Source organism: Streptomyces megasporus (assembly GCF_000718985.1).
Lineage (GTDB): Bacteria > Actinomycetota > Actinomycetes > Streptomycetales > Streptomycetaceae > Streptomyces > Streptomyces megasporus.
The window spans coordinates 1-11,462 of the sequence record NZ_JODL01000038.1 but is presented as its reverse complement, the minus strand read 5'-3'; the positions used below and the strand labels follow the sequence as shown (position 1 = coordinate 11,462).

Below are 11,462 nucleotides of genomic sequence, written 5' to 3'. Positions count from 1 at the left end.
AGTGGTCTGCGCACCGCTCGCCGTGGGGAGTAGCGTCGGTACTCCGCGAGAGAAGGAGTTTTTCGCCGTGCACGGTCCCAGACCCACACTCGAAGCGGTCGCCGCCCACGCCGGGGTCTCCCGAGCCACCGTGTCACGCGTGGTCAACGGGGGCGCGGGCGTCCGCAAGGCCCTGCGCGAGCGGGTCGAGGCATCGGTGGCCGCGCTCGGTTACGTGCCCAACAGCGCGGCGCGCAGCCTGGTCACCCGCCGTACGGGGGCCGTCGCCGTGGTGATCGCCGAACCCGAGACGCGGGTGTTCTCCGATCCCTTCTTCGCCCAGCAGTTGCGCGGCATCAGCCGTGAGCTGTCCTCCTGCGACACGCAACTGCTGCTCCTGTTGCTGGAGGGGCGCGCGGACTACGACCGCGTGGGACGCTACCTGGCGGGCGGGCACGTGGACGGGGCGCTGATGTTCTCGCTGCACCGCGACGACCCGCTGCCGTCGATGGCGCACGCCTCCGGCCTGCCCACGGTCTTCGGCGGCCGGCCGGGCTGGCCCGGGGCGGAGGACGACCCCGAGCTGCTGTATGTGGACACCGACAACCGCGGCGGCGCCCGGCAGGCGGTGGAGCACCTGCTGGAGCGGGGGCGGCGGCGGATCGCCGTGATCACCGGCCCGTTGGACCAGACCTCCGCCCAGGACCGGCTCGACGGCTACCGTGACGCCCTGGGCGTGGCCGAGGCCGACCCTGCCCTGGTCGCCCACGGGGACTTCACGGCCGAGGGCGGCGAGCGGGCCATGGCCGAGCTGCTGGACCGCTCCCCCGACCTGGACGCCGTGTTCGCGGGCAGCGACCTGATGGCCTCGGGGGCGCTGCGAACCCTGCGCGCCCGGGGACGGCGGGTGCCCGAGGACGTCGCGGTCGTCGGCTACGACGACCTGGAGCCGGCCGCCTGGGCCGTCCCGCCCCTGACCACCGTGCGCCAGGACGTCCAGGACATGGGCCGGATGATGGCCGGCCTGCTGCTGCGGCGGCTCGGGACGCCCTCGAACGGCACGCACCCGGACACGCCCCTGACGCCGGTGATCACCCCGGCCCGGCTGGTGATCCGCGACTCCAGTTGACCCTCCGCCCGCCCCCGGGCGGCCCCGGGCGCCGGGCCGCCGCCGACCGCACCGGGGCGGGCGCCGGTCAGGCCCCCAGCGTCAGCTCGTCGTACACGCTCAGCACCTGGGCCACCGTCTCGTCCTCGTTCGGCCAGGTGGCCGCCTGGGCCCGTCCGGCCGCGGCCAGGGACCGACGGCGCGCGGGATCGGCCAGCAGGTCGGTCACCGCGCCGGCCAGCGCGTTCGCGTCGCCGTAGGGCACCAGCAGCGCGGCGTCGCCCACCAGCTCCGGCAGACCGCCCACCGCGGTCGCCACCAGCGGGACCCCCGCCCGCAGCGCCTCCTGGGCCACCACCGCTCGTCCCTCCCAGCGTGTCGGCAGCACCGCGACGTCGGCGGCGGCGAGCAGTTCCAGCGCGTCCCCGCGCCGCCCCAGCAGCCGTGCGGGCAGTTCCTCGTCGTCGATGCGGCGCTGGAGCGCGGGCCGGGCGGGCCCCTCCCCCGCGACGGCCAGCAACGGCGGCGGCTCGAGACCGCGCCAGGCACGGGAGGCGGTCAGCAGGGTGCCGAACCCCTGGTGGGCGTCGAGACGGCCGAGCGCGAAGATCAACGGCCGCCCGGTGACGCCGAGTTCGGCGCGGGTCTTCTCCCGCTCCCCGTGCGCGCCGTCCGCCGGGCGCGGCGCACCGGCCGGGTCCGCGCGCGGCACGGGGACGGTCACCGGGGCGAGACGGGCGTCGCGGGCCCCGTGGCGACGGGCCCGGTCCACCAGGTCCGAGGTGGTGCCGAACACCACCCGCGCGGCCCGCACCACCCGACGTTCCAGCACCCACAGCAGCCGCGCCCGGGTGCCGGCGGACCGGGCCCGGGCGTGCCAGGTGACCACCAGCGGCGTCCGCCGACGGCGCCCGTACAACGCCGGGACGGCCAGCGCCCCGGCCCGCAGTCCATGGGCGTGCACCACGTCGGCGTCCCCGCACACCACGCGCAGCGCCACGGCCGTCTCCGGGTCCGCGCGAGCGCACAGGGAGACGAAGCGGGCGCCGACGCCGGTGAAGTCGTACGCCGGTTCCGTGGCGCTCGGCGCGCAGACCGTCACCCGCACCCCCCGGGCCACGAGCCCGGCCGCCAGGGAGCGCACGTGCGCGCAGGTACGGGCGTTGCCACTGCCGACCACCTGCACCACGTGCAGGGATTCCTGACCGCTCGGCGGAACCGGTGTGCTGCTCACGACAGGGACGGGGCTCCTGGCTCGTGGGGGTGCGGACGGCGCGGCCGCTCGGGACGATCGGACGCGGGGTGCCGTGGCCCCGGCCCGGACCGCGGGTCGCGCACACGGCGGCGCACGGCGCGTACGGCACACGGGCGGCGCACGGCGGTGTGCTCCGTCCAGGATGCCAGGTCCGACCCTCGCGGGGCGTCACACCGTACGGGTGAAAGCGACGGCCGGGCGCGTGGCGGCACAACGGCGCCGGTCAGATGCCGGTGCGGGCCGCCTCCAGCAGCTCCTCGGCGTGGGCGCGGGCGAGTTGCGACTCCTCGTGGCCCGCCAGCATCCGGGACAGCTCGCGCACCCGGTCCTCGCCCCGGAGCGTCTTCACGCCGCTGCGCGTCACCGACCCGTCGGAGGTCTTCTCCACCACCAGGTGCCGGTCGGCGAACGCCGCGACCTGCGGAAGGTGGGTGACGACCACGACCTGCGCCGACTTCGCCAACCGGGCCAGGCGACGCCCGACCTCGACCGCCGCCTTCCCCCCGACGCCCGCGTCCACCTCGTCGAAGAGGTAGGTCGGCACCGGGGCGGCGCCCGCGAAGACCACCTCGACCGCGAGCATGACGCGGGACAGCTCACCGCCCGAGGCGCCTTTGGCGATCGGGCGGGGGTGGGCCCCGGGGTGCGGGGCGAGCAGCAGCTCCACCTCGTCCACGCCGTGGGGACCGAAGGTGACGAGCCGTCCGTCCACCTCGATGCCCGACCTCTCGTCGGAGGTCTCGTGCTGCCGCAGTGCGACGGTGACGCGGGCGTGGGGCATGGCGAGTTCGGCCAGTTCGGCGGTGACCGCGTCGGCGAACCGCTCGGCCGCCTCCGCCCGGGCCCGGGTCAACCGCCGCGCGAGGTCGGAGAGTCGGGCGCGGAGCGCGTCGCGTTCGGCGGTCAACTCCGCGATCCGGTCGTCGTCGCTGTCGAGTTCGGCGAGTCGGGCGGCGCTCTCCTCCGCCCAGGCCAGCACGGCGGTGATGTCCTCGCCGTACTTGCGGGTCAGATGGGCGAGCGCGGCCCGCCGCTCCTCGACGGCGGCCAGCCGCAGCGGGTCGGCGTCCAGGTCGTCGGCGTATCCGGCCAGCTCCCCGGCCACGTCCGCCAACAGGATGCCCACCTCGCCCAGCCGGTCGGCGAGGGCGGCCAGCGCCGGGTCGTGCGCCCGTACGGCCTCCAACGCGCGCTGGGCGCCCGCGACCAGGGCGCCGGCGTCCACGGCCTCGGGATCGGCCGGGTCCCCGACCAGCGCGCCGTGGGCGGTGGCGGCGGCGGACGCCAGGGCCTCGGCGTGGCCCAACCGCTCGGCCTCGGCGGCCAGTTCGACGTCCTCACCCGGGCGGGGCTCGGCGGCGGCGATCTCCTCCAGACCGAAGCGCAGCAGGTCGGCCTCCTGCGCGCGCTCACGGGCGCGCGTGGTCAGCTCCTCCAGTTCGGCGGAGACCGCGCGCAGCCGCCGGTACGCCTCGGTGTAGTCGGCCAGCGGCGCGGAGACCGCCTCCCCCGCGTACCGGTCCAGTGCCTGGCGCTGTCGGGCGGGGCGCAGCAGCCCCTGCTGGTCGGTCTGCCCGTGCACCGCGACCAGGTCCTCGCCCAGCTCCGCCAGCAGCCCGACGGGCACCGCGCGCCCGCCGACGTGGGCGCGGGAGCGGCCCTCGGCCGAGATCGTCCGGCTGACGAGCAGGTCGCCGTCGTCCAGTTCCGCGCCCGCCTCCTCGGCCCGGCGCGCCGCGGGCGCGCCGGGCGGCAGCACGATCCGCCCCTCCACCACGGCGGCCTTCGCACCCACCCGTACCAGAGCGGCGTCCGCCCGCCCGCCGAGCAGCAGCCCCAGGCTGGTGACGACCATGGTCTTGCCCGCGCCGGTCTCGCCGGTCACCGCGGTGAAGCCGGGGGACAGCTCGACGACGGCGTCGTCGATCACACCCAGGGCTCGAATCCGCATCTCCTCCAACACGGGTACGACCATACGAGGTCCCGTGGCCGGTTCCCCACCCGCGGTCTCCGCCGGTGTCCCCTCCCGAACCGGTGTGCCAGTGGTGTGCTAGTGCGGCGCTCCGCGCCATCCGGCCACCGGGAGCGCGAACTTGGCCACCAGGCGGTCGGTGAAGGAGGCGTGGTGGAGCCGGGCCAGCCGCACCGGCACCTCGCCGCGCCGTACCTCCACCCGGGCGCCGGCGGGCAGCTCCACGCTGCGCCGCCCGTCGCACCACAGGACGCCGCCAGGGGTCTCCGGCTGCACCTCGACGGCGAGGACCGACTCGGGGGTGGTCACCAGGGGCTTGGCGAACAGGGCGTGGGCGCTGATGGGCACCATGAGCAGCGCCTCGACCTCCGGCCACACCACGGGCCCGCCGGCGGAGAAGGCGTAGGCGGTGGAACCGGTGGGCGTGGCGCACACGACGCCGTCGCAGCCGAAGCGGGAGACCGGGCGGCCGTCGACCTCCGCGACGACCTCCAGCATCCGCTCGCGGGCGGCCTTCTCCACCGACGCCTCGTTCAGCGCCCAGTCGCGGTGCACCACGCCGCCGTTGTTGCGGACGAGCACGTCGATGGTCATCCGCTCCTCGACCTCGTAGGAGCGCTCGACGACCCGGTGCACGACCTTGTCGAGGTCGTCGCGCTCGGCCTCGGCGAGGAAGCCGACCCGGCCGAGGTTGACGCCCAGCAGCGGCACCCCCGAGGCGCGGGCGAGCTCCGCGCCGCGCAGCAACGTCCCGTCCCCGCCGAGGACGACGAGCAGCTCACAGTCCTCGTCGACGCCCTCGTCGGCCTCGACGACCCGCACGGACGGCGGCAGCGTCAGCTCGGCCGCCTCCTCGGCGGGCACGCGCACGCCGATGCCGTTGTGCAGCAGCCCTTGGACGACGAGTTCGGCGCTGCGGACCGCGGCCTGGCGGCCGGTGTGGGTCAGCAGGAACACGGTGCGCTCGGTGGTGCCGGTGCTGTCGGTGTTCCGCATGGTCACTGGGGGCCCTCCGCCACGGCTCGGTCGACATCGGCCGGGTCGAGTTCGGGCGCCCCGGCGCGCAGCCACAGGAAGTACTCGACGTTACCGGAGGGACCCGGGAGAGGACTGGCGGTCACCCCGAGCACGCCGAAACCCAACTCGGCGGCCCGGCCGGCGACGGTGCGGACCGCCTCGGCGCGCAACTGCGGGCTGCGCACCACCCCTCCGCTGCCCAACCGTTCCCTGCCCACCTCGAACTGCGGCTTGACCATCAGCACGAGGTCGGCGTCGGGTGCGGCGCACCGCGCCAGGGCGGGCAGCACCAGGCCGAGCGGGATGAAGGACAGGTCTCCGACGACGAGGTCCACCGGCTCGCCGCCGATCTCCTCCAGGGTCAGGTCCCGGACGTTGGTGCGGTCCTTCACCACGACCCGTTCGTCGTTCCGCAGCGACCAGGCCAGTTGTCCGTAGCCGACGTCGACCGCGACGACCCGCGCGGCTCCGGCGCGCAGCAGCACGTCGGTGAAGCCTCCGGTGGAGGCGCCGGCGTCCAGGGCCCGCCGCCCCGCCACGGTCAGCCCGCGCGGGGTGAACGCCGCCAAGGCGCCGGCCAGCTTGTGACCGCCGCGCGAGACGTAGCCCGGGTCGTCGGTGTCCTCGACCACCACGATGGCCGCGCCGGTCTCCACCTGGGTGGCGGGCTTGGTCGCGGTGGCGCCGCCGACGGTGACACGTCCGGCGGCGATGAGCTCACGGGCGTGTTCGCGTGAACGGGCCAACTCGCGACGCACCAGTTCCGCGTCGAGCCGGCTGCGCCGGCCGCGCTGGTTTCGTGACGCTGCCACGTGCGGTTCAGCTCCCGGTGTCGTGTGGCGCGCCGGGCACGGGCGGCCCGGGCTGCCGGTCGAGCGCGGTCAACGTGTCGCGCAGTCCGCGGTGCACATCCTCGTACACCTCCGGATGGTCGCCGACGGCGAGGTGGTCGACGTCCGTCAGGCGGCGCAGTCCGGCGTCGACCCCGGGGTGCCCGGTGGGGGTCGTCCCGACGCCCAGGGGCCGGGCGTCGCCCGCGGCGGGGCGCTCCTCGTGCGGCGGCCCCTCGGGGGGCCCCGAATCCGCCTGCGCTTCCGGTTCCGGCACCGTGCCGGACGACATCGACTCGTCCATGGTCACGACGCTACCGCGCCCGCGTTCCGCCGCGGTGAGGGGCACTCCCTGCGGTACCGTCGGGAGGGATGGCGACCACAGAGCAGTGCCGGGCCGCGCTGGAGCGGCTGGCGAGGAACCTGGCGGAGGCGGACGACGACGTCCGCGGCGCGGCCGCGGTGGAACGCTCGGTCAGTTGCCGGCTCACCGACCTGGACATCACCTTCACCGGCAGGCTCGTCCACGGACGCATCGAGGACCTGACCGCCTCCCCCGGGCCGCCGACGGAACGTGCCCAGATCAGACTGACCATGACCGGTGACGACCTCGTCTCCATGGTGGAGGGCAGGCTGGACTTCGCCCACGCCTGGGCGCGGGGCCGGGTCAGGCTGGAGGCGGGCCTGCGGGACCTGCTGCGGCTGCGCTCGCTGCTCTGAGCCCGCCGCTCCGAGCCCTCCGGTCAGCCCGCCCGGAGCCCGCCGCCCGAAGGACATCGCGGTGCCGCTCCTGGCGGCACGGCGGCCGTGGCGCCAGGTGGTGGCCGTGGAGGCGTGACAGGACGGCACCCCGGAAGGGACCACGGGAGGCTCCGGGCGCGGGGACCGGCCACGGGGGTCACAGCCCGAGGGTGGCGAGCGCCTTGTCCGTCCCGGCCCGGCACACGCCCTCCCCGGCCGCCGTCCAGGCGGCTGCGCACAGAGCCCGCAGCCCGTCCAGCCGGTCGCCGCCCCGGCCCTCCAGCAGCAGTTCGCCGTCCCGCACCGAGGCCGTCCAGCCGCCGCACGAGTACCCGCCGCCCGGCGCCGCCACCGGCTCCGGGTGGGGACGGTGCAGTCCCCGCAGGTCGGCCGCCACATACGTCGGCCGGTGTTCGGGGCGTGCCGCGAGCAGTTGCGCCGTGTCCGTCACGCCGGTCAGCACCAGCAGCGAGTCCACACCGCCCGCGTACGCGCCCTCGATGTCCGTGTCCAGCCGGTCGCCGACCACCAGCGGCCGCTCGGCGCCCGTCCGCAGGATCGTCTCGCGGTGCATCGGCGGCAGCGGCTTGCCCGCCACCCTCGGCTCCGGCGCCGGGCGCATCCACCGGGTGGCGATCCGCACCGCCTCCACGGCCGCGCCGTTGCCCGGGGCGATGCCCCGCCCGCTGGGGATGGTCAGGTCCGTGTTGGACGCGAACCACGGCAGCCCTCGGCCCACCGCGATCGCCGCCTCGGCCAGACGTCCCCACGGCATCTCCGGTCCGCCATACCCCTGGACGACCGCCACCGGGGCGTCGTCCGCCGACTCCACCGGCTCCAGGCCGCGTTCACGCAACGCCACCACCAGACCCTCGCCGCCCACGCACAGCACCCGCGAGCCGGCGGGCAGGGCTTCGGCGATCATCCGCGCCACCGCCTGCGCCGAGGTGACCACCTCCTCCGGCTCCGCGGGCACTCCGAGCCGCGTCAGGTGCTCGGCGACGGTCCGAGGGGTGCGCGCGGCGTTGTTCGTCACGTACGCCAGGCGCATTCCGGCTCCACGGGCCTCCCGGAGCGACTCGACCGCGTGGACGACCGCCTCACCGCCCGCGTAGACCACACCGTCCAGATCGAGCAGCGCCGTGTCGTACTCCTCGGCCGGTGGACGTCCGCAGCCCCGGGGCCGGGTGCGGATCGGGCGGTGGGGGTCGGTCGGGGAGTCGGTCATCGTCTTCTCGCTCCTCGTGTTCACGGGCACCTCCCCCGATCATCTCTCACCCCCTCACCGCGGCATAACATGCACCAATGCTGCGAACTCCGGGCCCCGACCACCCTCCGAGCGGCCTCCATCTCGCTCCCTTCCGCGGCCTGCGCTACGCCCCCGACCGGGTCGGCAGCCTCGCCGCCGTGACCTCGCCCCCGTACGACGTCGTGGTCCGACCCGACGGGCTGCACCACCTCCAGACCGCCGACCCGTACAACATCGTCCGGCTGATCCTCCCCGAGGCGACCGACCCCGCCGCCCGCCACCGACAGGCCGCCGCCACCCTGCGCCGCTGGGAGGAGGAGGGCGTGCTCGTCCGCGACCGGCACCCGGCGCTGTACGTCTACGAGCAACGCCGGGGGGACGTCCTCCAGCGCGGGCTGATCGGAGCCCTCCGGCTGACCCCGCCGGACGAGGGCGTGGTCCTCCCCCACGAGGACGTCATATCGGAGGTCGTCGAGGATCGCGCCGCCCTGATGCGCGCGACCGCCGCCAACCTCGAACCGCTGCTGTTGTCGTACCAGGGCGACGGCACCGCCACCGGCGCCACGGCCGTCGTCGAACGCGCGGTCGGCAAGGTCCCGTTGCTCTCCACGACCACCGAGGACGGCTTCTCCCATCGGCTCTGGGCGATCACCGACCCGGACGAGCTCGCCAAGGCCGACCACGACCTCTCCCGGCGCCAGGCGCTCATCGCCGACGGCCACCACCGCTGGGCCACCTATCTGCGGCTCCGCGCCGAGCGGACCCCTGGTGCCGGAAGCGGCGGCTTCCGGGAGGACGGTTTCCGGGACGGCGGCTTCTGGGACCACGGCCTGGTGCTGCTGGTCGACACCGCCCGCTACCCGTTGAGAGTGCAGGCCATTCACCGGATACTCCCCCACCTGCCGCCGGCCGACGCCCTCTCCCGGCTGGACGGCGCCTTCCGCGTCCACCCCGTCGACGGCCCGCTCCCGAACGCCCTGCGCGCCCTGGAGGCCACCCCCGGAAACGCCTTCCTGCTCACCGGGGACGGCGCCTTCCACCTGCTCCACGATCCCGACCCGGCCCTGGTCGCGCGCACCGTCCGCGACGACCGTCCGGAGGAATGGCGCCGGTTGGACGCCACGGTGTTGCACTCCACCCTGCTGGACGCCGTCTGGCGCGTCCCGGACCGCTCCTCGGAAATCGGTTATCTCCACGACGCGACGGCGGCCGTGGAGCAGGCGGAACGCCTGGGCGGCTCGGCCGTGTTGATGCGCGCGGTCGTGGAGGAGACCGTCCGCGACCTGGCCCGCCAGGGCGTCACCATGCCCCGCAAGTCCACGTCCTTCGGCCCCAAACCGGCCACCGGGCTGGTGCTGCGCGCCATGGAGAGGGGTGAGCGCGGGCGCTGAGAACGACGAAGGGCGGGGCCCGGTTCCGAAGAACCGGGCCCCGCCCTCGTCGAGGCGTGCCTCAGCGCTCGCCGTCTTCCGCCCCGCCGTCTTCCGCCCCGCCGGCATCAGGGCCGCCGGCCTCGGGGCCGTCCCGGTCCTCCGACTCGTCCTCCCGGTCGGCGTCGGGGTCGAGGGCGTCCAGGAACTCCACCCCGTCCAACTCGGCCAGCCGGTCGGAGGCGTCGGTCGTCCCGCCCTGGTCGGCCTCCATGGCCTTCGCGAACCAGTCGCGGGCCTCGTCCTCACGGCCGACGGCCAGGAGCGCGTCGGCGTACGCGTACCGCAGTCGCGCCGTCCACGGCTGCACGGAGTTCGAGGCCAGTTCGGGACTCTGGAGCGTGACCACGGCCGCCTCGGCCTGCCCCATGTCGCGTCGTGCTCCGGCCGCGACCAGCCGCATCTCCACCTGCCCCGCCTTGTCCAGCTTCTGCACCTCGGGCTCGCCGGCCATGGCGAGGGCCTTCTCCGGCCTGCCGAGACCACGCTCGCAGTCGGCCATCAGCGGCCACAGGTGGACGGAACCGGTCATGCGTCGGGCAGCGCGGAACTCGGCCAGTGCCTCGGCGTACTTCTCCACTCCGTAGGCGGCGAACCCGGCGGCCTCGCGCACCGCGGCGACGCGGGAGGCCAGCCGCAGCGCGACCTTCGCGTAGCCGTAGGCCTTCTCCGGCTCCTCGTCCAGCAGCTTCGCCGCCATCACCAGGTTCTTGGCGACGTCCTCGGCGAGCGTCTTGGGCAGGCTCTTGAGCTCCTGCCGAACCTCCTTGTCCAGCTCCTCACCGGTGATGTCCTCCGGGATCGGCAGCCGCTCGATGGGCTCCCGATCCTGACCGCGATCACGGTCACGGTCGTCACGCCGGTAGCCACCGCGCACGTCTTCCCGACGTCCGCGGTACCCACCCCGTTCGTCACGTCCCCGGCCTTCACCCTGGCCGTACGGGCGCCGCCCGCTCCAGTCGTCGCGGTGCCCACCACGGGGGCGGTCACCTCGGCTTCCGTGGCCGCCTCGGCGGTCGTCACGGCCCTGCGCCGGGCGGCCGTAGGAGGGGCGGTCGCCCCGTCGGTCGTCCCGACCGTACGAAGGCCGGTCACCACGTCGATCATCGCGACCGTACGAAGGCCGGTCACCACGTCGATCATCGCGACCGTAGGAGGGCCGGTCCTCCCGACCGTGCGACGGGCGGCCGTAGGAGGGCCGGTCACCGCGCCGATCGTCCCGGCGGTCGTCTGTCACGACGGAAGCTCTGCCGGTCGTCACGGCCGTACGAAGGCCGGTCGCCTCGGCGGTCGTCACGGCCCTGCGCCGGGCGGCCGTAGGAGGGGCGGTCGCCCCGTCGGTCATCCCGACCGTAGGAGGGGCGGTCGCCCCGTCGATCATCGCGACCGTAGGAGGGCCGGTCCTCCCGACCGTGCGACGGGCGGCCGTAGGAGGGCCGGTCACCGCGCCGATCGTCCCGGCGGTCGTCTCGCTCATCCCGCCGGTCATCCCGCCGGTACGAGGGCCGCTCCCCCCACCGATCACCACGCCGATCATCACGACGATCATCACGACGGAAACCACCGCCGCGCCTCTCGTCGCCACCGTGACGTCGCGGCCTGTCGGACCGCTCGGACCCACCGGGCCTTTCCTCAGGTGAGTTGGACATCGACGTGGCTCCTGTCTTGGGGTAATACACGTTCATTTCCGCGCACCGATCGACTCGATGCGTTCCAGGCTGATGGCTAAAAGAAAAGGGCCCTTGGTCCCAGCGTGCACGCTGGGACCAAGGGCCCTCACGATTTGTTCGGCGGCGTCCTACTCTCCCACACGGTCCCCCGTGCAGTACCATCGGCGCTGAAGAGCTTAGCTTCCGGGTTCGGAATGTAACCGGGCGTTTC

General features: G+C 74.9%; 10 protein-coding genes and 1 rRNA gene. 3 read left to right on the top strand and 8 right to left on the bottom strand.

Annotation, left to right across the window (positions count from 1 at the left end):
• Nucleotides 1-67 precede the first annotated feature (67 nt).
• Entirely contained in the window at nucleotides 68-1,108 is a 1,041-nt protein-coding gene (locus IF47_RS0124215; RefSeq protein WP_031511109.1) for a LacI family DNA-binding transcriptional regulator, read from the top strand.
• Between the two features lie 67 nt (nucleotides 1,109-1,175).
• On the opposite strand, the gene IF47_RS0124210 is transcribed toward IF47_RS0124215, so the two are convergent.
• The 5 genes from IF47_RS0124210 to IF47_RS0124190 all read right to left on the bottom strand — a co-directional run bounded on the left by IF47_RS0124210 (nucleotide 1,176) and on the right by IF47_RS0124190 (nucleotide 6,465).
• Nucleotides 1,176-2,321, bottom strand: a complete 1,146-nt coding sequence (locus tag IF47_RS0124210; RefSeq protein WP_078592080.1) for a glycosyltransferase family 4 protein — start codon at nucleotides 2,319-2,321, stop codon at nucleotides 1,176-1,178.
• A gap of 244 nt (nucleotides 2,322-2,565) precedes the next feature.
• Nucleotides 2,566-4,317 carry a DNA repair protein RecN gene (gene recN / locus IF47_RS0124205; RefSeq protein ID WP_031511107.1) on the bottom strand — a complete coding sequence of 584 codons (1,752 nt, stop codon included), beginning with the start codon at nucleotides 4,315-4,317 and terminating at the stop codon, nucleotides 2,566-2,568.
• Nucleotides 4,318-4,392: 75 nt separating this feature from the next.
• The gene (locus IF47_RS0124200) at nucleotides 4,393-5,310 is read right to left on the bottom strand and encodes an NAD kinase (RefSeq protein ID WP_031511106.1); all 918 of its coding nucleotides are present in this window, start codon (nucleotides 5,308-5,310) and stop codon (nucleotides 4,393-4,395) included.
• A 2-nt stretch (nucleotides 5,311-5,312) separates the two neighbouring features.
• Nucleotides 5,313-6,143, bottom strand: a complete 831-nt coding sequence (locus IF47_RS0124195; RefSeq protein ID WP_031511105.1) for a TlyA family RNA methyltransferase — start codon at nucleotides 6,141-6,143, stop codon at nucleotides 5,313-5,315.
• A 7-nt stretch (nucleotides 6,144-6,150) separates the two neighbouring features.
• Nucleotides 6,151-6,465 (bottom strand): hypothetical protein, encoded by a 315-nt coding sequence (locus IF47_RS0124190; RefSeq protein ID WP_031511104.1) that lies wholly within the window; start codon nucleotides 6,463-6,465, stop codon nucleotides 6,151-6,153.
• Nucleotides 6,466-6,533: 68 nt separating this feature from the next.
• Here IF47_RS0124190 and IF47_RS0124185 point away from each other — a divergent pair, with 68 nt between their 5' ends.
• Nucleotides 6,534-6,881 carry a sterol-binding protein gene (locus IF47_RS0124185; RefSeq protein ID WP_031511103.1) on the top strand — a complete coding sequence of 116 codons (348 nt, stop codon included), beginning with the start codon at nucleotides 6,534-6,536 and terminating at the stop codon, nucleotides 6,879-6,881.
• Between the two features lie 178 nt (nucleotides 6,882-7,059).
• Here IF47_RS0124185 and IF47_RS0124180 read toward each other — a convergent pair whose 3' ends face one another.
• A complete protein-coding gene (locus IF47_RS0124180; RefSeq protein ID WP_031511102.1) occupies nucleotides 7,060-8,130 on the bottom strand; it encodes an HAD hydrolase-like protein in 1,071 nt (356 codons plus the stop codon).
• Between the two features lie 77 nt (nucleotides 8,131-8,207).
• On the opposite strand from IF47_RS0124180, the gene IF47_RS0124175 reads away from it, so the two are divergent.
• On the top strand, nucleotides 8,208-9,542 hold the full coding sequence (locus tag IF47_RS0124175; RefSeq protein ID WP_037733277.1) for a DUF1015 family protein: 1,335 nt from the start codon (nucleotides 8,208-8,210) through the stop codon (nucleotides 9,540-9,542).
• A 61-nt stretch (nucleotides 9,543-9,603) separates the two neighbouring features.
• On the opposite strand, the gene IF47_RS0124170 is transcribed toward IF47_RS0124175, so the two are convergent.
• Both IF47_RS0124170 and rrf read right to left on the bottom strand, forming a co-directional pair.
• Nucleotides 9,604-10,389 (bottom strand): tetratricopeptide repeat protein, encoded by a 786-nt coding sequence (locus IF47_RS0124170; RefSeq protein WP_051718193.1) that lies wholly within the window; start codon nucleotides 10,387-10,389, stop codon nucleotides 9,604-9,606.
• Between the two features lie 977 nt (nucleotides 10,390-11,366).
• Nucleotides 11,367-11,462 (bottom strand): 5S ribosomal RNA (gene rrf / locus IF47_RS28955); the annotation flags it as partial.